Source organism: Marichromatium bheemlicum, assembly GCF_012276755.1.
Lineage (GTDB): Bacteria > Pseudomonadota > Gammaproteobacteria > Chromatiales > Chromatiaceae > Marichromatium > Marichromatium bheemlicum.
The window spans coordinates 92,599-114,646 of record NZ_JAAXKX010000006.1; the positions used below are offsets into that span (position 1 = coordinate 92,599).

Annotated in this window: 19 protein-coding genes; 3 read left to right on the forward strand and 16 right to left on the reverse strand. The window is 68.6% G+C overall.

What is annotated here, in order from left to right; all coding sequences use genetic code 11:
• Positions 1-71: 71 nt before the first annotated feature.
• The 3 genes from HF203_RS06355 to HF203_RS06365 form a co-directional block, all read right to left on the reverse strand.
• Complete coding sequence (locus tag HF203_RS06355; protein ID WP_168667772.1) at positions 72-704, reverse strand: c-type cytochrome; 633 nt, start codon at positions 702-704, stop codon at positions 72-74.
• Between the two features lie 217 nt (positions 705-921).
• Positions 922-1,377 carry a copper chaperone PCu(A)C gene (locus HF203_RS06360; protein WP_168667774.1) on the reverse strand — a complete coding sequence of 152 codons (456 nt, stop codon included), beginning with the start codon at positions 1,375-1,377 and terminating at the stop codon, positions 922-924.
• Positions 1,374-2,024 carry an SCO family protein gene (locus HF203_RS06365; RefSeq protein ID WP_168667776.1) on the reverse strand — a complete coding sequence of 217 codons (651 nt, stop codon included), beginning with the start codon at positions 2,022-2,024 and terminating at the stop codon, positions 1,374-1,376. The genes HF203_RS06360 and HF203_RS06365 overlap by 4 nt, the downstream gene beginning before the upstream one ends.
• A gap of 415 nt (positions 2,025-2,439) precedes the next feature.
• Here HF203_RS06365 and HF203_RS06370 point away from each other — a divergent pair, with 415 nt between their 5' ends.
• On the forward strand, positions 2,440-3,243 hold the full coding sequence (locus tag HF203_RS06370; RefSeq protein ID WP_168667778.1) for a M90 family metallopeptidase: 804 nt from the start codon (positions 2,440-2,442) through the stop codon (positions 3,241-3,243).
• Here HF203_RS06370 and HF203_RS06375 read toward each other — a convergent pair.
• From HF203_RS06375 to pabB, 6 genes are all read right to left on the reverse strand, one after another.
• Positions 3,234-3,881, reverse strand: a complete 648-nt coding sequence (locus HF203_RS06375) for a carbonic anhydrase (protein ID WP_168667780.1) — start codon at positions 3,879-3,881, stop codon at positions 3,234-3,236. The genes HF203_RS06370 and HF203_RS06375 overlap by 10 nt on opposite strands.
• A gap of 85 nt (positions 3,882-3,966) precedes the next feature.
• A complete protein-coding gene (locus tag HF203_RS06380) occupies positions 3,967-4,626 on the reverse strand; it encodes a hypothetical protein (RefSeq protein ID WP_168667782.1) in 660 nt (219 codons plus the stop codon).
• Between the two features lie 35 nt (positions 4,627-4,661).
• Positions 4,662-5,489, reverse strand: coding sequence for a shikimate dehydrogenase (aroE, locus tag HF203_RS06385; protein ID WP_168667784.1), 828 nt, complete (start codon positions 5,487-5,489; stop codon positions 4,662-4,664).
• Between the two features lie 159 nt (positions 5,490-5,648).
• Entirely contained in the window at positions 5,649-6,662 is a 1,014-nt protein-coding gene (hemB, locus tag HF203_RS06390) for a porphobilinogen synthase (protein ID WP_168667786.1), read from the reverse strand.
• Positions 6,663-6,780: 118 nt separating this feature from the next.
• Positions 6,781-7,704 carry an oxygen-dependent coproporphyrinogen oxidase gene (hemF, locus tag HF203_RS06395; protein WP_168667788.1) on the reverse strand — a complete coding sequence of 308 codons (924 nt, stop codon included), beginning with the start codon at positions 7,702-7,704 and terminating at the stop codon, positions 6,781-6,783.
• A 142-nt stretch (positions 7,705-7,846) separates the two neighbouring features.
• Positions 7,847-9,229 carry an aminodeoxychorismate synthase component I gene (gene pabB / locus HF203_RS06400; protein ID WP_168667790.1) on the reverse strand — a complete coding sequence of 461 codons (1,383 nt, stop codon included), beginning with the start codon at positions 9,227-9,229 and terminating at the stop codon, positions 7,847-7,849.
• Between the two features lie 122 nt (positions 9,230-9,351).
• Here pabB and HF203_RS06405 point away from each other — a divergent pair, with 122 nt between their 5' ends.
• The gene (locus HF203_RS06405) at positions 9,352-9,714 is read left to right on the forward strand and encodes a 4a-hydroxytetrahydrobiopterin dehydratase (protein WP_168667792.1); all 363 of its coding nucleotides are present in this window, start codon (positions 9,352-9,354) and stop codon (positions 9,712-9,714) included.
• 128 nt (positions 9,715-9,842) lie between these two features.
• On the opposite strand, the gene rpmG is transcribed toward HF203_RS06405, so the two are convergent.
• From rpmG to HF203_RS06425, 4 genes are all read right to left on the reverse strand, one after another.
• Entirely contained in the window at positions 9,843-10,010 is a 168-nt protein-coding gene (rpmG, locus tag HF203_RS06410; RefSeq protein ID WP_012969431.1) for a 50S ribosomal protein L33, read from the reverse strand.
• A gap of 14 nt (positions 10,011-10,024) precedes the next feature.
• On the reverse strand, positions 10,025-10,261 hold the full coding sequence (gene rpmB / locus HF203_RS06415; protein WP_168667794.1) for a 50S ribosomal protein L28: 237 nt from the start codon (positions 10,259-10,261) through the stop codon (positions 10,025-10,027).
• Between the two features lie 86 nt (positions 10,262-10,347).
• On the reverse strand, positions 10,348-12,156 hold the full coding sequence (locus HF203_RS06420) for a cation:proton antiporter (RefSeq protein WP_168667796.1): 1,809 nt from the start codon (positions 12,154-12,156) through the stop codon (positions 10,348-10,350).
• A 67-nt stretch (positions 12,157-12,223) separates the two neighbouring features.
• On the reverse strand, positions 12,224-12,973 hold the full coding sequence (locus tag HF203_RS06425) for a LytR/AlgR family response regulator transcription factor (protein WP_168667798.1): 750 nt from the start codon (positions 12,971-12,973) through the stop codon (positions 12,224-12,226).
• A 359-nt stretch (positions 12,974-13,332) separates the two neighbouring features.
• On the opposite strand from HF203_RS06425, the gene argH reads away from it, so the two are divergent.
• Positions 13,333-14,727, forward strand: coding sequence for an argininosuccinate lyase (argH, locus tag HF203_RS06430; RefSeq protein ID WP_168667800.1), 1,395 nt, complete (start codon positions 13,333-13,335; stop codon positions 14,725-14,727).
• A 64-nt stretch (positions 14,728-14,791) separates the two neighbouring features.
• Here argH and argE read toward each other — a convergent pair whose 3' ends face one another.
• From argE to HF203_RS06445, 3 genes are all read right to left on the reverse strand, one after another.
• Positions 14,792-15,946, reverse strand: a complete 1,155-nt coding sequence (gene argE / locus HF203_RS06435; protein WP_168667802.1) for an acetylornithine deacetylase — start codon at positions 15,944-15,946, stop codon at positions 14,792-14,794.
• A gap of 102 nt (positions 15,947-16,048) precedes the next feature.
• On the reverse strand, positions 16,049-16,519 hold the full coding sequence (locus tag HF203_RS06440; protein ID WP_168667804.1) for a chemotaxis protein CheW: 471 nt from the start codon (positions 16,517-16,519) through the stop codon (positions 16,049-16,051).
• Entirely contained in the window at positions 16,516-22,008 is a 5,493-nt protein-coding gene (locus HF203_RS06445) for a hybrid sensor histidine kinase/response regulator (RefSeq protein ID WP_168667806.1), read from the reverse strand. Before HF203_RS06445 ends, HF203_RS06440 begins: the two co-directional genes overlap by 4 nt.
• Between the last annotated feature and the right edge of the window lie 40 nt (positions 22,009-22,048).

Genomic DNA, 22,048 nt, shown 5'->3' on the forward strand with positions numbered 1-22,048 from the left:
AAGCGCCTGGATCCAAAAGAAAAAGGGCAGCCGAGGCTGCCCTTGCGCGTGCGCGGGAGAGGCGCCCGCAATCAGTCGTTGCGCAGCCCCTGGATGTACTGGGCCACGGCGGCGATCTCCTGATCGGTCATGCGCGCGGTCACACCACGCATCATGCCGTTGGGATCGTTGGCACGCTCGCCCTGGCGGAAGTGCTCGAGGGTCTGCTTGACGTAGTCGGCATGCTGACCAGCCAGACGCGGGAACTTGGAGAGCGCCTGGCCCATGCCGGCCGGACCGTGACAGCCGCTGCAGGCGGGCACGCCGCTCTTGGGGTTGCCGGCACGATAGATCTTCTGACCCAGGGCGGCCAGCTCACGGTCGGCGACACCACCGGTCTGCACCTGCTGCGAGTAATAGGTGACGACGTCGCGCACCTCCTGCTCGGTCAGGGGCATCGCCATCGGGGTCATCTGCACGTTATAGCGCTCGCCGTTCTTGAACTGCATCATCTGCTTGTAGGCGTATTCGGGGTGCTGCCCCGCGAGCTTGGGCCACAGCGGCACGATGCTGTTACCGTCGGCGGCGTGACACGCCTGACAGATCGCATTAGCCTTGGCCTCACCCGCCTTGGGGTCGCCCAGTTCGAATCCGCCCGCAGCCGAAGCCGCACCGCTCATCAATACCGCCGCCGCCGAAACCGAAATCAGCCAAGTCTTCATCATTGCAAATGCCCAGTGTTCGTGGTTCATGGCCGCGTCGCGTCCGCTGACGGCGGGCCTCGAGAAGAAGGAGGAGAAAATCCCGCGATATATATCAGAATTTCGACAGATGGGTCAAATTGCACGCCGTTTCCCGACATGTCTCTGCACAGACAAATCGGCCGCCGTAAAGATCCCGAGACGGCCCGCGAACGGCGTGCTCACGAGGCGATGACGTGACTCAGTGCGCGTGATGTCGCACACCCGCAGCGGGGGCACGTACCGGGGCCTCGACCTCGATCCGGGTGCCATCGTCGAGCTCGAGTTCGAGCGTCACCGGCACCTCGCCGGAGAGTGGTTGACGCAACCCGATCAGCATCACATGAAGGCCACCGGGCGCGAGCCTTACCGACTCGCCGGCGGGTAGCTCGATGCGCTCGATCCGCCGCATCCGCATCATCCCCCCCGCCTCGTCGTGGGTGTGTAGCTCGACGACCTCGGCCACCGGACTGGTCGCCGCGACCAGGGCGCGCGGCTCCCCGCCACGATTGTCCAACACCATGAAGGCGGCACTGTTGGGCTGACCCGGCGGCACGGCGCGCACATAGGCGTCTGCGACCACGACACCACCGGATGGTGTCGCCCTGGCCGGCACCAAACCGCAGAGCAGCAAGACGACCAGCAGTGTCTTCCTCATGATGACGCCTCCGGGTGAGAAGGAGCGGAATCAGCCGGCGCGAGACCGAGCAGCCCGCGAATACGCGCGACGATCTGTTCGGCCGGGGTGGCGTGAGCGAGCAACCCCACCAACCGCCCCTCGGGATCGACCAGCGCGGTCGAGGCCGAGTGATCGATCAGGTAACCGAGCGCCGAGTCCGGCTGCTCGACCCGCCGGTAGGCCGCGCCATAGCGCGCGGCGACCTCGGCGAGCTGCTCAGGGGTGCCGGTCAGGCCGATGATCCCGGGATGGAAGTAGGCGGTGTACTGACGCAGCCGCTCGGGGTCGTCGCGCTCAGGATCGACACTGATGAAAAGCACCTGGACGCGCTCGCGAACCTCCGGGGTCAGCTTGCCGAGGGCATGGGCGATGATGGCGAGATTGGTCGGACAGATGTCCGGGCACCAGGTGTAGCCGAAGTAGATCAGCACCACCTTGCCGCGCAACTGCGTCAGACTCAGAGGCCCACCGGCGGCGTTCAGGGTGAAGTCACCGCCCTGCGGGGCGGCTGCCAGCGAGGACTCAGGCACCGATGATGGCCAGCGCTCGACCAGTAGCCAGGCGACCGGCACCAGCAGCACCAGCGAGAGCGCAATGGTGACCAGGAGCGATGGCGTCCGTTGCATGGATCTCCCTGCCGAATGGCCTGCAACCCCAGGATGCCCCAATAGTGCGTGGAGTCGCGAGCGACATCAAGCCGGAGCGTCGCCAGCGGCCAGCCTTCAGCCGCCAGCGAGCGTCATCGCACCACCCTTCGCCCCACGGCTGGCGGCTGGTAGCTCTCCTCCCCCCTTCGCGCCCTTTGAGCCTTTGCGGTTCAAAATTCCTGGCGACTGGCGACTGGCGACTGGCGACTGGCCGCTGGTAGCTGGTAGCTGGTAGCTCTCCCCCCTCTTCGCGCCCTTTGGGCCTTTGCGGTTCAAAATTCCTGGCGACTGGTCGCCCCCCTTTGCCCTGCGACCCCGATCGGTTTCAATGTCCCCCTTTCCCCCGCCTTCACAGGAGCCCCTCGATGGATCAGGCAGCGGACGGACGGTGCGCATGGGCGCGCTGAGTCGGTGGTGGCGCACGCGCCGTATCGAGCGCGTGAGTCGAATGTTCTCGACACACGACTGGACGGCGGCCTGGGAGGCGCTGCCGCTGCTCGCCGGGTTCAGCCCGGAGACGGCCGCGCGGCTGGAGACCTTGGCGCTCGAATTCCTCCGCACCAAGCGCATCGAGTGCGCCCAGGGCGTCGAACTCGGCGCAGCCGACCGACTCCGCATCGCGCTACAAGCGGCGCTGCCGGTGCTGGAGCTGGGGATCGAATGGTATCGGGGGTGGTACGCGGTGATCGTCTATCCCGAGGAGTTCGTCCCCGAGCGTGAGGTGATGGGTGACGACGGCGTGGTATGGATCGAACAGGAGGCCAAGAGCGGAGAGTCGTGGGAGCAGGGTCCGGTGATCCTGTCCTGGGCCGATGTCGCCGCCGGGGGCGACAGCGAGGGCTACAACGTCGTCATCCACGAGCTGGCCCACAAGCTCGACATGCGCGCCGGTGCGCCCAACGGTTGTCCACCGCTGCACCCGGGGATGTCAAGCAGCGACTGGCAGCGTGATCTCGCCGCCGCCTACGCAGACCTCTGCGCCCGGGTCGACGCCGACGAGGAGACCGCGATCGATCCCTATGCCAGCGAGTCGCCAGCGGAGTTCTTCGCGGTGACGAGCGAATACTTTTTCGACTCTCCGGCGTTGCTGATGGAGGCCTATCCGGCGGTCTACGCGCAGCTACGCGCCTTCTACGGCCAGCACCCGCTCGCGCGCCTGAGCCCGGCCTGGACCCAGGCGCGACCGGATCACACCTGATCCCAGTCCTCGGGCACACCGTCGAAGAAGTCGACCAGCCCGGTCTCGAGCGAGTACTCGGCACCGACCACCATCAGCCCCTCGCGCTCGATCAGCGATTCGAGGATCGCCGAGCCGTGACGCAGGTGATCGACCGAGGCACGGACATTGGCGCGGATGGCAGCATGACGCAGCGCCTCACGATCGTCGCGCAACTCGGTCTCGAGCAGACTCTCGACCGAGGGCTTGACCCGGTCGACGATGGCGGCGACGTTGCGCGACTCACTGTCGGCGCCGTCGAGCATGGTCTCCAGGGTGGCGCTGACCGCACCGCAGCAGGAATGACCGAGCACTACCACCAGGCGGGTGTTGTAGCGCGAGGCGGCGAACTCGACGCTACCGACCTGCGAAGGGGCGACGATGTTGCCCGCCACCCGGATCACGAACAGGTCGCCGAAGCCCTGATCGAAGATCAACTCGGCCGGCACCCGCGAGTCCGAACAACCGAGGACGATGGCAAAGGGGTTCTGGCCGGCGATCAGGCCGGCGAAGTCGGCATGGGTGATGGCATTGTTGGAGGCACACAACTCGGCGGCAAAGCGACGGTTGCCGTCACGCAGGCGCTGCAGGGCCTCGGCAGCGGGGATGATCTTGGTCATGAAGCAGTCTCAGTCGTTGTCATCGCAAAGATGGGCGCTGGAGGGATTCCACGCGCCCGGAAGACCTCGCCCGCGACCGGGGCGTTTAGCTGGGCGTGGCAACGAGCATGGCGAGCCGACGACGCGCCTCGGCACAGTCGACGCCCTCACCCTCGACACTCGCGAGCAACGCCTCGCCGTCGCGCGCTAGGGTGCGGCGCTGCAGCGTATCGAACAGGGTGAGCGCGGCACTGAACTCCTCGGCGGGCACGCTGAGCAGGGTCGGCAGTAGCTCAGCCGGACCGATCGGGCCCTCGGGATCGAGTAGGTCGCCGACCAGGGGGTGGCGCAGCAGCGCGAAATGGGCGGCGCGGGCACGCTCGAACTCGGCCAACGCGGCACTCGCCTCGGGGTCGTCGCAGGTGGCCTGGGCAAGGCTGCGGGCGATCGTCTCGATCAGCCCGGCGAGCGCCTCGCGCTCGCGCTCGAGTGCCGCGGGCAGGCCGAAGCTCTCCTCGTAGAGCTGCTCGAGTGTCTCCTTGAGCGCCATCACCTCGCTCCCCTCACCGTGCTCACCGAGCTTGACGGCACGTTCGAGCTGTTGCGCGAAGCGCTCGCGAAAGCGCTCGAGCGCCGCCCGGTCGGCGGCACGCGCCGCCTCCAGCGCGGTTGGGTCGAGCGGCACCGGCGGCCAGCCGAAGAGCGGATTGTCCTGGCTACGCAACAGTTGGCGCTCGCGCCGCCCGGGGATGTGGTTCGACTCCATGACCCGCTCCTGCGTGATGGGGGTTCGAGATGCGTTCAGTCGGCCGCGCGCAGCATGGCGATGACCTCAGCGGTGCGTGGGCGTACCCCGCGCCACAGCCGGAAGGACTCGGCGGCCTGCTCGACCAACATGCCCAGTCCGTCGAGACTACGTGCCGCACCGTGCGCCTGCCCCCAGCGACAGAAGGCAGTCGGTTCGGCGCCGTAGAGCATGTCGTAGGTCCAGCCGCCAGGGGCGAGCAGGTCGGCAGGGATCGGCGGCACCGCGCCCGAGAGCCCAGCGGAGGTGGCATTGATCACCAGGTCGAAGCGCTCGCCGATCAGCCCCTCGAACCCGCAGGCGGCAACCGGCACTGTGCTCGAACCGCTCCCCAGCACCGCCAGGGTATGGGCGCGCTCTGCGGTGCGGTTGGCGATCACCAGCTCGCGCAGCCCGCTACCAAGCAGCGGCACCAGCACCCCGCGCGCCGCGCCACCAGCGCCGAGCAGCAGCACCCGGGCGCCGGCGAAGGTGAAACCGTGATTGTCGGCGAGATCGCGCACCAGCCCGATGCCGTCGGTGTTGTCGCCGCGCAGCCGGCCATCGGGGAGCACGATCAGGGTATTGACCGCGCCGGCGACCTCCGCGCGCTCGCTACGCTCGTCGACCAACGCCCAGGCCTGCTCCTTGAACGGCAGGGTGACGTTCAGGCCGAGCCCGCCCTGGGCGAAGAAGCGTTGGACATCAGCGGCGAAATCGTGCCGATCACCGAGGATCCGGCCATAGTCGATCACCTCGCCGCACTGCTCGGCGAAGGCAGCATGGATGACCGGCGACTGGCTGTGGGCGATCGGGTTGCCGATGACGGCATAACGATGAGGCATCTCGGGAGGACCTAGCTGGCGCGGTGAGACACATCCGCAAGCGACCCGCCCCGGTCTCCCGGGACGGGTCTGCAGACGGCGGTATCAAGACCGGCCGCAGCGACTGCGGCCGACCGGGAAACGGCGGATGCGCGATCACGACCACGCACCCGTAGTGGATCAGGCCCCGAGCCAGCGGGCGATGTCCTTGGAGTAGTAGGTAAGGATGCCGTCGGCACCGGCGCGCTTCATCGACACCATCGCCTCGAGCACGACCGCGCGCTCGTCGAGCCAGCCGTTCATGCTCGCGGCCTTGAGCATCGCGTACTCGCCGCTGACGTGATAGACGAAGGTCGGCGCACCGAACTGATCCTTGACCCGACGCACGATGTCGAGATAGGGCATCCCGGGCTTGACCATCACCATGTCGGCGCCTTCGGCCAGATCGAGACCGACCTCGTGTAACGCCTCGTCGGAGTTGGCCGGGTCCATCTGATAGGTGTACTTGTTGCCCGCGCCGAGGTTGGCCGAGGAGCCGACCGCGTCACGGAAGGGGCCGTAGTAGCTCGAGGCGTACTTCGCCGAGTAGGCCATGATGCGGGTGTGGATGTGACCGTCCTGCTCGAGCGCGGCGCGCACCGAGCCGATGCGCCCGTCCATCATGTCGGAGGGGGCGACGATGTCGGCACCGGCTGCGGCGTGGGAGACGGCTTGACGCACCAGCACCTCGACGGTGGGCTCGTTCATCACGTAGCCCTGGTCGTCGATCAGGCCGTCCTGCCCGTGGGTGGTGAAGGGATCGAGGGCGACGTCGGTCATGATGCCGAGCTCGGGCACCGCGTCCTTGATCGCGCGCACCGCACGCTGCGCCAGACCGTCGGGGTTGTAGGCCTCGCGCGCGTCGAGCGACTTGACCGAGTCCGGGGTGACCGGGAACAAGGCCATCGCCGGGATCCCCAGGCGATGGACCTCGCGCGCCTCCTCGACCAGCAGGTCGACGCTCAGGCGCTCGACCCCGGGCATCGATTCGACCGCCTCGCGCTCACCCTTGCCCTCCAGCACGAACACCGGATAGATCAGGTCGTCCGGGGTCAGGGTGGTCTCACGCATCATCCGGCGCGAGAAGTCGTCGCGACGCATCCGGCGCATGCGGGTGACAGGGAAAGCGGCACGCGAAGTATCAAGGGGTGACATCGACATCAAACCTCGGGGGGACGAATCTTGGGCGCCCGGGCCCATCCCGGCGCTTCAGCCCGATAACATAGCTCAGCCGCCGGCGCGGCTCCAGTGGCGACGGCAGCAAGCGCGCGATTCAAGCGGCCTCGGTCAACCAGTCGCGCGGCTCGAGAAAACGACTGTAGAGTTCGGCCTCGGGGCTGCCTGGCTCGGGGCTGAAATCGTAGCGCCAGCGCACCGCCGGCGGCAGTGAGACCAGGATCGACTCGGTGCGCCCGCCCGATTGCAACCCGAACAGGGTGCCGCGGTCGCACACCAGGTTGAACTCGACGTAACGCCCCCGTCGATAACACTGGAAATCACGTTCGCGCTCGCCGTAGACATGCGCCCAGCGCCGCTCGACGATCGGCAGGTAGCCGCTGAGATAGTGATCGCCGACGCTACACATAAAGGCGAAGCTGTTGTCGAAACCACCCTGGTCGAAGTCATCGAAGAAGATCCCGCCGATACCGCGCGGCTCGTTGCGATGCGGCAGGAAGAAGTACTCATCGCACCAACGTTTGTAGCGCGGATAGAGATCCTCGCCGAAGGGCGCACAGGCGGCCTGGGCATTGCGGTGCCAGTGCACCGCGTCCTCGGTGAAACCGTAATAGGGGGTGAGGTCGAAGCCGCCGCCGAACCACCACACCGGCTCGTCCTTGGGGTGCTCGGCGAGGAAGAAACGGACGTTGAGGTGCGATGAGGGCACATAGGGATTCTGCGGATGGACCACCAGCGACACCCCCATCGCCTCGTAACTGCGCCCGGCCAGTTCCGGGCGCGAGGCGCTGGCCGCCGCCGGCAGGGTCTCGCCGCGCACGTGCGAGAAGTTGATCCCGCCCTGTTCGAACAACATCCCGTCCTGCATCACCCGGGTACGCCCACCGCCGCCTGCGGGGCGTTCCCACAGGTCCTCGCGGAAATCGGCACCACCGTCGGTGTCACGCAACGCCTCGCAGATACGATCCTGCAGGGTCAGCAGATAGGACTTCACGGCCTGGGTATCGGGTCGGTCGGACATCAGTGTGCGCCTCGTGCTGGGAGTGGATGCGAGAGAGGACCGCCATCGACCATCGACGCCGCGACGACGGCCCCATCGGGGGCCGATGATAGAGCAGTGCGCGCACACGTCCAGCATCACACCGACCGCAGCGGCGGCGACGTCACCCGGTGCCGGCGCGCAAGCGTTCGAGCAGCTCGAGCAGCGGGGCGGCCTTGTCGAGGGTCTCGCGATACTCGGCCTCGGCCTCGGAATCGACGACGATGCCGCCACCGGCCCACAATCGCGTCTGGCCCGCGGCATGCACCAGGGTGCGGATGGCGATGTTGGTATCCATCGCACCATCATGGCCGAGATAGCCGATGGCACCGCAATAGGGGCCGCGCGGCGCCGGCTCGAGCTCGTCGATCACCGCCATCGCCCGGCGCTTGGGGGCGCCGGTGATCGAGCCGCCGGGGAAGGCCGCGCGCAACAGCTCCACGGCGGAGCGCCCGGGCGCGAGCCGACCGCTGACCGTGCTCACCAGATGATGCACGCGGGCATAGTGCTCGATCGCGAACAGCTGCGGCACGTGCACGCTGCCGTAGTCGCACACCCGCCCCAGGTCGTTGCGCAGCAGGTCGACGATCATCAGGTTCTCGGCGCGATCCTTGGGACTGAGTCGCAGCGCCTCGGCCAGGGCACGATCGCGCGCCGGATCGGGATCGCGCGGACGGGTGCCCTTGATCGGCTTGGTCTCGACACACCCCTCGCGCACCTCCAGGAAGCGCTCCGGCGAGGAACTCAACACCTGCCAGTCGGGCCCCTGCAGGTAGGCCGAGAAGGGCGCGGCATTGAGCGCACGCAGCAATCGATAGGCGTGCCAGGGATGACCGCTGGCAGGCACCGAGAAGCGCTGCGCGAGGTTGACCTGATAGCAGTCGCCGGCATGCAGATAGGCATGGATGCGCGCGATCGCCTCGACATAGGTGGCATGCGACCAGTCGGGGCGTACCGCCCCGTGAGTGCGATAGGGTGGCAGCTGCGGCGCCGGGGTCTCGAGCAACTGGGCACGCCGTTCGAGCGCGGCCTGGTCGGGGGCGAACAACCAGGCACGACGGGTGTGATGATCGACCACCACGCCCCAGTCATAGAACCCGACGGCGAGATCAGGCGGCGCGCCCGGCTCGCGCACGCGCTCGGGCAACCCGTGCAGCCGGCGCCCGAGATCATAGCCGAAGAAGCCGATGGCGCCACCGGCGAAGGGGAGTTCGGCCGGGGCCGGGCGACGCGGCCCCAACACCTCGGCGAGTAGGACGAAGGGATCGGCCTCGGAGCAGCGCCGCCGCCCGGCGGCATCGATCAGCGCGGTCTCTCCACCCCGGGTCACCAGCACCTGCCTCGGATCGGCGCTGAGGATGTCGTAGCGTCCCTGATCACTGTAGGGGCGCCCGCTATCGAGCCACACCGGCCAATGCCGCCGTAACAGCGGCGCGAAACGCGCCGTACTGTCCTCGGCATAGTGGAGTTCGCGGATCACTACAGCGGCGTGGTCACGATCAGACATCGAGGATCGGTTCTCGTGGTTTAGGACTCGCGGGGCCGGTCGGCGGGGCGGCTTGGCGACTCCCCCCATCCACCCCACCCTCAGGACATGGAACAACCACCCGCAGCCCAGCAGGAGTGACCATGGAGACCCCTCGCCCGCTACCGCAGCAGGAGATCGACCGCCGCTTGAACGAGACGCTGCCGCGTTGGCGCCACCAGCACGGCGAGCTGCGCCGCGACTACCGCACCGCCGGCTGGCAGGCGACCTTGCTGGCGGCCAATGCCGTCGGTCACCTCGCCGAACGCGCCTGGCACCACCCCGAGTTGGAACTCGGCTACGATCGCCTGCAAGTTCGACTCAGCACCCACTCGGCCGGTGGAGTCACCGAGCTCGACCTGGCCCTGGCCGAGCAGATCGAGGGTTGGCTCGGCTGGCACCCCACCACGGACTCGGCGCTGCCCGGCCCCCCGGCAACGGCGTCCTATCTTATCGATGCCGATTGAGGTTGCGCCCAAACGAAAAAAGCCCGCAGCATGCGGGCTTTTTCGATGCTCGAACGCTGGGCGCCGAGATCGCGACCAGGGTCTGTGGTCGACTTGGAGGCGGGATCACTCCGCGCGCGGGGCGCGATTTATTTGATCTTGCCTTCCTTGTACATCACGTGCTGACGGGCGACGGGATCGAACTTCTTGATCTCCATCTTGCCCGGCTGGTTACGCTTGTTCTTGGTCGTGGTGTAGAAGTGACCAGTCCCTGCGCTCGAGTTGAGGCGGATCTTTTCGCGTGCTGCCTTGGCCATGATAGGTTCTCCGGTTAGACGCGCTCGCCACGTGCGCGGATATCGCCGAGCACAGTGTCGATGCCCTTCTTGTCGATGATCCGCATGCCCTTAGCCGAGACACGCAAACGCACCCAGCGGTTCTCGCTCTCGATCCAGAAACGATGAACGTGCAGATTGGGGAGGAAGCGACGCTTGGTCTTGTTGTGAGCGTGCGAGACATTGTTGCCGGTAATGGGACGCTTACCGGTTACCTGGCATACCTTGGACATGGCGAAGATCTCTACGAAGTCGTCGAGCGTTTGAGTACATAAAGAAGCGGAATGCTAGCACGAGAATTCAATTAGATGCAAGCATTCTACCCCCGCTCGTCATGTCCCCGGAGCCGTTCGCCCTTGGGACCGAACCACAGCACCCGCTGTCCCACGGCGGCCTTGAAGGGGGTGTCGGCGCTCGCCAGACGCACCCCCTCGGCGGCATCGATCAGCAGGATCAGACGCGCCCCCTCGGGCAGGCTGCGGCGCAGCGCCGCGAGATCGAAGCCCTCGCCGAGTCGGGTCACCTGGAAGGTCCAGCCACGATACCACTCGCGTTGCAGATCCTCGAACTGCACCCCCTCGGCCAGGAAGGGTTGTCCCCGCCAACTGGCGCCGGGACGACGCTGCGCGTGCCCGGGCTCGGCCGGAAACTGATAGACCCGGCGCCGTTCGAAGGCCGGGGCGTACTGGGCACAGACCAGCGAGTCATAGGCATCATTACCACTGATCGCCAGCAGACTGCCGAAGTCGGTCAACTCCAACTCGCCCTCGGCGTGCTCGGAGAGCAGCTCACCGTAATAGACCGGTATCCCGGCCTGGCGCGCCCGACGCAGCCGGTGCCAGGAACGATCGGCGAGCCGCACTGGCACCTGCTGGGCATGCAGGGTCGCGGCCAGTGCGGTGCTCCAGGGGCTGGCGCCGCAGATCAGCAGCCCCTCGCGCGCCGCAGCACTCAACCCCAACCGTCGCGCCAACCAGCCGAGCGAGAAGCCGTGCACCACCACGGTGACCAGGATCAACACGAACACCAGCGGCAGCAGCAGGGCACCATCGGCAAAGCCGCGCGCCACCAGCCCCGGCCCCAGCACCCCAGCGACTGCCGCGGCGACGATCCCGCGAGGCGCGACCCAACCGACCAACACCCGCTCGCGCCACTCCAACCCGGAGCCGAGGGTGGCGAGCAACACCGCCAGCGGCCTGACCACCAGCACCATGGCGATGATCAGCAGGGCGCTGCGCCAGTCGAGCGCCCCCAGGATCTCGGGATCGAGGTCGGCCGAGAGCAGCAGGAAGATGCCCGAGACCAACAACACCGCCACCGATTCCTTGAAACGACGCACCTCGCCGATGCTCGGCAGCCCCATGTTGCCGAGCACCACCCCCATCACCGTCGCCGCCACCAGCCCGGACTCGGCGAAGACGAGGTTGGCCAGCGCAAACACCCCGAGCGCCACCCCGAGCGCCAAGGCCCCCTTGAGATACTCCGGCACCTGACCGGCGAGATAGAGCCGCCCCAGCGACCAGCCGGCCACCGCCCCGAAGGCCGCCGCACCGAGTAGCCCCAACAACAGCTCGGCGAGGGTGTGGCCAAGCTCGGGCGAACCGGGCGAGACCACCGCCTCGAACAGCACCACCGCCAGCAGCGCCCCGATCGGGTCGTTGACGATGCCCTCCCACTTCAGCAGCGAGGCCGGGCGACGACGCAATCGCGCCTGACGCAACAGCGGCAGGATCACCGTCGGTCCGGTGACCACGGCGATGGCGGCGAACACCAACGCCACCGGCCACGACAAACCGCCGAGCAGATACGCGGCCAGCATCCCCAGCGCGAGGCTGAGCGCGACCCCGAGGGTGGCCAGACGCCACACCCCGGCACCGGTCTGACGCAGCTCGTGCCAGCGCAGGCTGAGCCCGCCCTCGAACAGGATCGCCGCGACCCCGAGTTCGACCAGCGCCGGGTAGGCCGGCCCCAGCGAGACGCTCGGCCGGATCAACCCGAACACCGGCCCCAGCAACAACCCGCAGCCGAGCAGCAAGACGATGGTCGGCACCCGCGCACGCCAGCCGAGCCACTGCACGGCGATGCCGAGCGCGGCGATCAGGGCAAGGGTCTCGGTTAGGCTGGACATGTCCGCAGCCTGAGGGTGGCAAGGCAAAACCCAAGCCCGGGATCAGCCCCGGGCTTGTGGAGAGGGATCAGGACGCGGCACGCAACCAGCGGCGGATCTGCGCCAGGTGACGTCGACTGACCGTCAGTCGCTCGGGGCGCCCGTGCAAGCGCGCCACGGTGGAACCATCGGTCTGCTTCTCCAGCCCCTCGAGTCGATTGCGCGCAACCAGCGCGTTACGATGGATACGCAGGAAGAGATCGGGGAACTCGCGCTCGAAGGAGCGCAACGACTCGTCGACCAGCAACTGGCCATTGGCGTGATAGACGGTGACGTACTTGTGCTCGGCCTGCAGATAGACCACGTCACGCACCGCCACCCGCACCACGCTGCCGCGATAGGGGGCGCTGATCTCGGTGCGTCGCCCGCCGTTCTCGCCCGGCCAGATCGGGCGGTTGGCCGCCTGACGCCCCCAGGCCAGGTGCTGACTACGACGCAGCACCGCCTCCAGGCGTTCGCCCTCAACCGGCTTGTCGAGCCGTTCGAGGACCGCCGGCGGGGCCAACAACTCGCCCCCACGGGCCGGCTCCGGGGTCATCAACACCACCCGCGGCGGCCGCTCCAGGCGAGCCAACCGCGCCGCGGTTTGCAGACCGTCCATGCCGGGGATCTGCAGATCGAGCAGCACCAGGTCGATCGGCTGGCTACGGCAGCGTTCGATCGCCTCGAGCCCGTTGCAGGCCTCTCCAGCCAGTTCGTGGTCCCCTTCGGTCTCGGCGAGCAACTGCCGCAGCCGCTCGCGTGCCGAGGTCTCATGGTCGACGACCAGGATCTTCATGCTGATTCACCCCTATCCATGGATGGATTACAGCGTCTGCCGGAGGGCCAGGGATCACCGCCCCTCCCAGAGCACGGGCATCGCACCGTGCGCATTCGCATTCCAATAGGTCTGACAAGCGGCGCTATCAACCCCATCTTGCCGACCTCGTTCCCTGTGCGCGCGGTCCCGGCCCGCCGGGCGCGCCGCCACACTGACACCTACAAGGATGTGCCGTCATCGCCACCGGCTCAAGTCGCATGTACCGGACACGCCCCCGATCCCCGCTCCGGGGTGTCCAGGGGGCGCGGTGCACACTGCCTGCAGGGCGCGGACAACGTGTAGAATCAATGGATTCTCAACCCCCGGATTACGTGAGCATGCACGACACCAATCAATCCGCCAAACCCTGGGCCGGGCGCTTCAACGCCCCCACCGATGCCTTCGTCGAGGCCTTCACCGCCTCGGTCGACTTCGACCGTCGGCTCTATCGCTACGACATCCAGGGCTCGATCGCCCACGCCACCATGCTCGCCCGTCAGGGCATCCTCACCGAGGCCGAGCGCGACGCCATCGTCGACGGACTCGAGCAGGTGCGCGCCCGCATCGAGGCCGGCGAGTTCGAATGGTCGATCCCGCTCGAGGACGTCCACATGAACGTCGAGTCGGCACTCACCCAGGCGATCGGCGACGCCGGCAAGAAGCTCCACACCGGGCGCTCGCGCAACGACCAGGTGGCCACCGACGTGCGTCTGTGGCTACGCGAGGAGATCGACACCCTCGCCGGCGAGATCCGCCGCCTGCAGCAAGCGCTGCTCGACCTCGCTGAACGTGAGGCCGACGCCGTGCTGCCCGGCTTCACCCACCTGCAGGTCGCCCAGCCGATCACCTTCGGTCATCACATGATGGCCTGGTTCGAGATGCTCGATCGCGATCACGACCGACTCCTCGACTGCCGCCGTCGACTCAACGTGATGCCGCTCGGTGCCGCCGCGCTCGCCGGCACCACCTACCCCATCGATCGGGCCTATACCGCCGAGCTGCTCGACTTCGATCGCCCCGCCGAGAACTCGCTCGACGCCGTCTCCGATCGCGACTTCGCCATCGAATTCAGCGCCGACGCAGCGATCCTGATGATGCACCTGTCGCGCTTCTCCGAGGAACTGATCCTGTGGTCCTCGGCACAGTTCGGCTTCGTCGAACTCTCCGACAGCTTCTGCACCGGCTCCTCGATCATGCCGCAGAAGAAGAACCCGGACGTCCCCGAGTTGGTGCGTGGCAAGAGCGGTCGTATCTTCGGTCACCTCATCGGCCTTCTGACCCTGATGAAGGCCCAACCCCTGGCCTACAACAAGGACAACCAGGAGGACAAGGAGCCGCTATTCGACATCGTCGACAACCTCAAGGGTTCACTGAAAGTGTATGCCGACATGATGGGGCACGTCACCTGTAACCATCAACGCATGCGCGAGGCCGCGCGCCAGGGCTTCAGCACCGCCACCGACCTCGCCGACTACCTGGTACGCAAGGGCATCCCCTTCCGCGACGCCCACGAGATCGTCGGCAAGGCCGTCGCGCTCGGCGTGCGCGAGGGTCGCGATCTCGCCGAGCTGCCGCTCGAGTCGCTGCGCCAGTTCTCCGAGGCGATCACCGACGACGTCTACGCAGTACTCACCCTCGACGGCTCAGTCGCCGCCCGCGACCACCTCGGCGGCACCGCGCCGAACCAGGTGCGCGCCGCCATCGCCCGCGCCCGCCAGCGCCTCACCGACTGAGCACGACCACCCCGCGCCGACGGCGCGGGGCCTCTCGCCGTGCCCCAGCGACACGGGGCCGGCCTCACTTCACGCAGAACTCACCGATCAACCCACGCAGCAGCGCCAGGGTCGGCGGGATGCGTTCCAGCGCGAGGAATTCATCGGGCTGATGGGCCTGGGCGATGTCGCCCGGTCCCAGCACCACCGTCTCCATCCCCAACTGATTGAGAAAAGGCGCCTCGGTGCCGAAGTTGACCGCCTCGGCCGCACGCCCAGTAAGTCGCTCGCAGGCCCGCACGATGGCCGCCTCGGCAGCGGTCTCGGCCGGTGGGATCGCCTCGAACAGGGGCTCAACCGCCCACCTCAGCCCGCGTCGGTCCGCGATCTCGGCGACCTGTTCGCACAACGCCGCGCGCACCCGCTCGGCCGACATCCCCGGCAGCAACCGCAGATCGAGCTGCAGCTCGCACTCGCCGCAGATGCGGTTGGGGTTATCGCCCCCATGGATGTGACCGAGATTCACCGTGGGGTACGGGATCGCGAAGGCCGGATGACGATGCCCCTGGCGCAACCCCTCACGCCAGGCGAGCACCGCACCGATCACCTCGTGCATCCCCTCGAGCGCACTGTTACCGAGCGCCGGATCGCTGGCATGGCCGCTGCGCCCGACCAGCCGCAGCGATTCGTTCATCACCCCCTTGTGCAGACGTACCGGACGCAGCCCGGTGGGCTCACCGATCAGCGCGTGGCGACCGGGCCGGCGGCCGGCGGCGACCAGCGCTCGCGCGCCGTTCATCGCCGACTCCTCGTCGGCGGTGGCCAGCAGGATCAGGGGGGCGCGCAGCTCGGCCGCACGCAGCCCGCGGGCGGCCTCCAGTGCCAACGCGAAGAAGGCCTTCATGTCGGCGATACCGAGCCCATAGTAACGCCCGTCGACCTCGGTCAAACGCAGCGGGTCGTGGCTCCAGTGCGACTCATCGAAGGGGACGGTATCGGTGTGGCCGGCGAGCACCAACCCGTCGTCCCCCTGCCCCAGGGTCGCCATCAGGTTGGCCTTGTCGGGATGACCGGGGATCGTCATCACCTCCACCCTGAAGCCCGCGGCCTCGGCCCACTCGGCGAGCAGCGCCACCAAGGGCCGGTTGCTCTGATCGAGGACCGGATTGACACAGCTCACCGACGGGGTCGAGATGAGCGCCGCGAGCATCTGCTCGAACCTGGGCACAACGGCGGACATAGGACCAACTCCTTGGATCGCAACATGGCGCCGGCACCACCGAACCGAGACGCACGGCGGCAACGACGCCGGGATCGGTGCGGCGCGCGGGCGCGGCGCCGTTCAGCCCTGCCCAACCACGGCGAGCAGGGCGCGTTCGAGCGCGGCGAAGTCGGGCAGCCAGGCATGCCGCTCGCCGAGCGCGAGCGCGGTCAGGGCAAAGGGGTGTGGATCCTGCTCGGCGACCAGGTTAGCGCTAGCGGCACGCTCGAGCCGCGGCATGCCTCGGCTGTAAAGGGCGACAAAGGGTAACGCCGGGTTGCCCTCGGGCATGAAGCAGACCACCACCCGCGCATGCGCGCGTCCCCGTCCCTGCCCCGCCGGGGACGGAGTGAAGGCCACCGCAGGCACCCGCCGACCACGCCACTGCAGCTCACCGAGCAGCCACTCGGGGGCACCCGAGCGCGGCTGTACCGCATCGGCCGAGACGATCTCGGCCACCGCACTGGCCGGGACCAACAGATCGCGCCCCCGGGTCGGCAGCAACATCACCCGGACCTCCTCCCGGTCGAGCGCGGCGTGCAGCTGGATCATGCCTCTCGCTCCGCCAGCACCGCGGCGATCTCCTCGAGCAGCCGCGACTCCTGGTAAGGCTTGCCGAGATAACGATCGACACCGAGTTCGAGGGCGTGCTTGCGATGCTTCTCCCCGGTGCGCGAGGTGATCATGATGATCGGCAGCGCGCGCAGACGCTCCGAGCGGCGGATATGGCGGGTCAACTCGAAACCATCCATCCGCGGCATCTCGATGTCGAGCAACAGCAGGTCGGGCAGGCGCGCATCGAGCAAGGTCAGCGCCTCGACCCCGTCCTTGGCGGTGATCACCTCCATCCGCTCGCGCCGCAGCAAGCGACTGGTGACCCGTCGCACCGTCAACGAATCATCAACCACCATCACACACACCGGCGCCTCGCCACGGGCCTGACCACCAGCACTCGGGCGATAGTCCCGCAGCGCCTTGGAACGCAGCAACGCCAGGGCATCGAGGATCAGCGCCACCCGGCCATCGGGGAGCACGGTACCACCGCTCAACCAGCGCACATCGGCCAGCTGCGCTCCCAGCGGCTTAACCAGGATGCGCTGACTCTCGATCAGGCTGTCGACCTGCAGCGCCACCCGTTGCTCACCGAGTCGCGCCAACAGCAACGGCAACCGCCGCCGCTCGCCGAGTTCGGGCTCCTGTCCCGGCTCGAGCACACCGCCGAGATAGACCACCTGATAATCCTGACCGAGATGCTCGAAGGTCCGTCGACGGCCGTCCAGGATGGCCATCAGCGCCTCGCGATCGATTCGCGCCACCGCCTCGACACTACTGTGCGGCACCGCGTAGACGTTCTCGCCGACCTTGACCAGGAAGGCCTCGATCATCGCCAGGGTCAACGGCAGGCGGATGATGAAGGTCGCCCCCTGCCCCGGCCGTGAACGCAGATCGATACCGCCGTTGGCGGCCTTGATCTCGGAGGCGACGACATCGAGCCCGACGCCGCGCCCGGAGACCTGGGTGACCTCGCGACGGGTGGTGAAGCCCGGTTCGAGCACGAACTGCAGCAGCGCCTCGTCGGGGATCTCGGCCTCGGGCGAGAGCATCTCGCGCTCGATCGCCTTGGCCCGGATCGCCGCGAGGTCCAACCCCTTGCCGTCATCACTGAGGCTGATCAGGGCGTCGTTACCCTCGCGGCGTAGCGCCAGCACCAGCGTGCCGATCTCCGGCTTGCCCGCCGCGAGGCGCGCCTCGGGGGCCTCCAGACCGTGATCGACGGCGTTGCGCAGCAGGTGTTCGAGCGGCGCCACCAGACGATCGAGCACCGCGCGATCGAGCGCCACCTCGGGGCCGACCACCTCCAACCGCGCCGACTTACCCAACCCCTCGGCGGTCTGGCGCACCAGCCGATGCAGCCGCGGCACCACCTGCACGAAGGGCACCAGACGGGTGCGCAACAGACCGTGCTGGAGGTCGTCGGCGAGCCGCGCCTGCTGGGTCAACAGGTCGGCGACCTCGCGCTGATAACCGCCGAGCAGCTCCTTGACGCTGGTGAGGTCGTCGAGGGTCTCGGCCAGCCCCCCGGAGAGCTGATGCAGGTTGGAGAAGCGATCGAACTCGAGCCGGTCGAACCCCTGCTCACCGCCGCGTTCGACTGCCGACGGCTCCTCGCCGTGACCGAGCAGCTGACGTTGGGTCTCCATCTCCAGGGTGCGCAGCTGGCTACGTAACCGGGTCACCGTCTGCTCGAGTTCGCCGAGACTGAAACCGAACTGGGCATTGCGCTGACTGAGCCGGGCACGGTAAATGCTGATCTCGCTGGCATCGTCGACGAGCTGATCGAGCAGGTCGGCACGCACCCGCACCTGAGCGGCCGCCTCCGGGGGCGGGGCAGACGCCGGGGGCGCGGAGGCGGGCACGGGCGTGGACGCAAGCGGGCGCAGCTCGGCGAGCGGGGCCGAGGCCGTGGTGGTGGCCGACTCCGCCTCGGTGTCCTCGAGCGCGGCCACCAGGGCCGACAGCCGCGGCAGCGCAGCACCGCGCTCGAGCGCCTCGACCTGACCGGCAAGGGCATCGACGGCGCGCTGCGCCAGCTCCAGGGTGGCATCGGTGATGACGCGCGGGTCGTCGTGGACCGCCTTGAGCCGGGTCTCGAGGGCATGACTGAGATCCCCGATCACCGTCAACCCGGTGAGTCGGGCGCTGCCCTTGAGGGTATGGAGTAGACGGTTGATGCCATCGAGCCGGTCGTGCTGCTGGGGTGCGAGCAGCCAGGCCTGGAACTCGGCATCGAGCTTGTCGAGCAGCTCGCGCGCGTCTTCCAGGAACAGGGTCGCAAGCTCGGGGTCGGGCGCCGCGACGCTATCCGCCGCGACCGCCTCGGCCACACCGCTGCTACCAGAGCGCTCTGGCTCTGGCTCTGGCAACAGGGTGGGTTCAGGGCCTGGTGCCGTCAAGGCCGTGGGGGCGGCGCCCGACGGCGCAGCGTCGTCAAGTGCGGGCGGGGGCACGGGCGCACCCGTGGTCGATGCGGTCGTCTCCGCCGCCGCGGCCGGTGTCGAGGGGGGCGGCAGATCATCACGCTCGGCTCGCGACGCCTCCGCCCCCGCCATGGCCTCTGTCGCCATCCCGGACGGTGCCGACGAGAGAGCGGCCTCCTCCCCTGGGACCGAGCCCACCGCCGCGCCTGCCTCGGGCAGTGGCGTGGAGGCGACCAGCGGATCCGGCAACGGGGTCGGGTCAGGGACGAACGCGCGGGTCTCGGCGGACGACGGGGTGATGACCGGCGGCAACGCCATCTCCACCTCTGCGGTCAGTGCCTGCAGCGTCGCCCCCGCCGGGCCGCCGCCAGGGAGTTCGGCGACCCGCGCGGCGATCTGGTCGCAGGCCCGTTCGAGCCAGCCGCGCGCCTCGGCATCGGGTGACCGGCCCTGTTCCTGGGTGAGACGGTGCTCGAGCACCCGTGTGAGCGCCGCGATGCTATCGATCCCGGCCATGCGCGCGCTGCCGGTCAGGGTGTGGAGCGCGCGCAGGAGTGGTTCGTCGACCGCGCGCGCCGCGGCCAGCGCGTCAGCGATCTGCTGCAGGTGTTCCGCAGCCTCGGCACGGAAGATATCGAGCAGCTCCTCATCCTCGCCGAGCAGGCTACCGGCATCGATCGTGGCAAGCGCGGGATCGGGCAGGGGCGCCGCAGCGGCGGCCGACACCACGACCTCATCGGCCACCGCCGCCGGGGCCGGCGGCGCCAGCTCCAGTTCAGCGAGGTCGAGCGCGGGCAGCTCCAGCTCCGGCAGCTCAAATTCGGCGCCCGCCTCACCCCCGGCCTCCGCCGCATCATCGTCCGTGCCCAGGCTCGGCAGCGGCACGCTCTCCGGGTCCAGCGATGTCTCGTCGGCAAAGACCGACGACACCGCATCCTGCGCCGCCGCGTCGGGCGTCTCGGTCACCGAGGCCGCTCCCGGCGCCGGTGGCGCGAGCAACTGCTCGGCGGGGGTGATCAGCGGCGCGATCGCAAAGGCGCGCCCCTCGGCCTCGGCGGCAACCAGCTCGGGGAGGCGTTCGAGCACCGTGGCAATATGCGCCAACAGCGGCGGCGTGACCGCCACACTGCGTTCGAGCACGCGATTGAGCAGGATCTCATTGGCCTGCGCGACCTCTGCCACCTGTCGCGCCCCGACCAGCCGGCCACTGCCCTTGAGGGTGTGGAAGCTGCGCCTGAGCGTGGTCAAGGCCTCCCAGTCCTCGGGGGCCTCCGACCAACGCGCGAACTGGGCACGCGCCGCATCCACCTCCTCGGCGGCCTCTTCGAGAAAGATATCCAGGAATTCCGCAGCGATGGTGCCTTCCTCGGGGGCGAGGGCGGCTGCCGTCGAGGGCGCCGCCGTCGCTGCAGCCGGACCGGGCTCGGGCTGCAGCGACGACCCACGGGCCTGCTGCAGGGCAGCGAGCGAGGCGCGGGCCTGTTCGATCAGGTTGGCCCCGAACGGCTGGCCGTCCTGCAGATGAGCGATGTAGAGCTCGAGCGCGGCGATGGTATCGGCCAGGTGCTCGAATTCCCCCTCGCTCGGCATCGGCGCCTGATCGCCATCCAGGCCACGCATCAGCACGGCGACCGCGCCGGCGAGATCGGCGGCGGCCTGTTCATCAAGGATGCGCAGTGCACCCGCCACGTTCTCCAGCGCGCCGGGCACCGGCGCTAAGGGGGCGAGATTGGCGCGATCGAGATGGCAGGCGCCGATCGCCTCCTTGACCTGCACCAACTCGTAGCCGGCCTCGCGCAGGGTGAGGCTGGCCAGCTCACCGAGATCGATCCCCGGCAGCTCGCCACTGGCGGCCCCGGCGCGGCGCTCGGCGCAGGCGCGTAACTGCGACTTGAGGCCGAGCAGCTCGGTGGCCAGGGTCTCGAGCGCCCCCCCACCCTCGGCACCGTCGACGGCGGCGCCCAACTCACCGGCGAGACGCCGCAACTTGGCCTCCAGCTCGGTGCCTCCGGCGACCGCGAGCCGCTCGGCGAGCCGGCGCAGCCCACTTTCCAACAGTGCCAGCTCACCGGTATCGGCGACCCCGGGCTGGGCCAGGCGTTCGAGCCGGCCCTCGAGTTCGGGCAGGGCCTCCAAGACCTCACGAGCGGCCGTGGCCAGGGCCTCGTCGGCGGCGCCAGTGGCACCACCGGGACGCGCGCCATAGCGCGCGCGCACCACGTCCAACCCCGGCAGCGAGGTCGCCTCGAGTGGCGCCAGCGCCGTCAGCAAGCGCTCGATCAGCCCCACCACCGCCTCCTCCGGCCACTGCGGCGGACGCTGCACCAGCGGCTTGAGGATCCAGTCGAGATGACCGAGCAGCGAGCGCTGCTCGGCACTGGCCTCGAGCCAGCCCTGGCGCAACGCCTCGGTCAGGTGCTCGGCGAGCCGGAAGACGTCGGCCAGGGGGCCCTCGCCGAGATAACCGTAGAGGTGATGGAAGAGACGTCCGAGCTGTACCAGCCCCCGCCCCTCGGCGCCGCCGCGATACCACTCGACCAGATGACGGTGGAACTGTGGCCGCACCTGACGCAACGCCTCGGCCAGCGCCTCGAGCGCCTCGGGGGAGCGCTGCAGCTGGCCGGCGGCCCCGCTGAGCGCGGTGAGCGCGAGCAGCTCGACCTCGGTTAACGGCGCGGCATCGATCACCGCGCGGACCTCATTGATCGCCGGCAACAGCGCCAGCGGAGAATCATCGTACCCGGCGTCGAGCCGATCGAGATGCTCGCCGAGCGCCACCAGCGCAGTGGTCAGGGCCCGCGCCCCGGGCTGCAGCTCGGCCAGCTCGCCACCGCCGAGCCCGGCGGTGAGACGTGTCAGCTCCTCGGTCAGGCGCGCCGGGGCGGGCAGTTGTAACGCGAGCAAGACCCCCCGCACCTGTGCCAACGCCTCACCGGCCTCGGTGACGTCCTGCGGGGTCGCCGACGCTGCCTGGAGGATCGCCAGGTCCCGGACCGGGCGCAGGGCGGTGTCGATCTCACCCTTGACCCAGTTCAAACCACCGATGATCGTCTTCTCTGCCATGGGAGCGCCGCTCCTGCCGCTGCGCGAGGGGGTGAACGAA

Bases quoted from the DNA above. Each gene is read 5' to 3' on its own strand.
- HF203_RS06355 (WP_168667772.1), bottom strand. From the start codon at position 704: ATGATGAAGACTTGGCTGATTTCGGTTTCGGCGGCGGCGGTATTGATG.
- HF203_RS06360 (WP_168667774.1), bottom strand. From the start codon at position 1,377: ATGAGGAAGACACTGCTGGTCGTCTTGCTGCTCTGCGGTTTGGTGCCG.
- HF203_RS06365 (WP_168667776.1), bottom strand. From the start codon at position 2,024: ATGCAACGGACGCCATCGCTCCTGGTCACCATTGCGCTCTCGCTGGTG.
- HF203_RS06370 (WP_168667778.1), top strand. From the start codon at position 2,440: ATGGGCGCGCTGAGTCGGTGGTGGCGCACGCGCCGTATCGAGCGCGTG.
- HF203_RS06375 (WP_168667780.1), bottom strand. From the start codon at position 3,881: ATGACCAAGATCATCCCCGCTGCCGAGGCCCTGCAGCGCCTGCGTGAC.
- HF203_RS06380 (WP_168667782.1), bottom strand. From the start codon at position 4,626: ATGGAGTCGAACCACATCCCCGGGCGGCGCGAGCGCCAACTGTTGCGT.
- aroE (WP_168667784.1), bottom strand. From the start codon at position 5,489: ATGCCTCATCGTTATGCCGTCATCGGCAACCCGATCGCCCACAGCCAG.
- hemB (WP_168667786.1), bottom strand. From the start codon at position 6,662: ATGTCACCCCTTGATACTTCGCGTGCCGCTTTCCCTGTCACCCGCATG.
- hemF (WP_168667788.1), bottom strand. From the start codon at position 7,704: ATGTCCGACCGACCCGATACCCAGGCCGTGAAGTCCTATCTGCTGACC.
- pabB (WP_168667790.1), bottom strand. From the start codon at position 9,229: ATGTCTGATCGTGACCACGCCGCTGTAGTGATCCGCGAACTCCACTAT.
- HF203_RS06405 (WP_168667792.1), top strand. From the start codon at position 9,352: ATGGAGACCCCTCGCCCGCTACCGCAGCAGGAGATCGACCGCCGCTTG.
- rpmG (WP_012969431.1), bottom strand. From the start codon at position 10,010: ATGGCCAAGGCAGCACGCGAAAAGATCCGCCTCAACTCGAGCGCAGGG.
- rpmB (WP_168667794.1), bottom strand. From the start codon at position 10,261: ATGTCCAAGGTATGCCAGGTAACCGGTAAGCGTCCCATTACCGGCAAC.
- HF203_RS06420 (WP_168667796.1), bottom strand. From the start codon at position 12,156: ATGTCCAGCCTAACCGAGACCCTTGCCCTGATCGCCGCGCTCGGCATC.
- HF203_RS06425 (WP_168667798.1), bottom strand. From the start codon at position 12,973: ATGAAGATCCTGGTCGTCGACCATGAGACCTCGGCACGCGAGCGGCTG.
- argH (WP_168667800.1), top strand. From the start codon at position 13,333: ATGCACGACACCAATCAATCCGCCAAACCCTGGGCCGGGCGCTTCAAC.
- argE (WP_168667802.1), bottom strand. From the start codon at position 15,946: ATGTCCGCCGTTGTGCCCAGGTTCGAGCAGATGCTCGCGGCGCTCATC.
- HF203_RS06440 (WP_168667804.1), bottom strand. From the start codon at position 16,519: ATGATCCAGCTGCACGCCGCGCTCGACCGGGAGGAGGTCCGGGTGATG.
- HF203_RS06445 (WP_168667806.1), bottom strand. From the start codon at position 22,008: ATGGCAGAGAAGACGATCATCGGTGGTTTGAACTGGGTCAAGGGTGAG.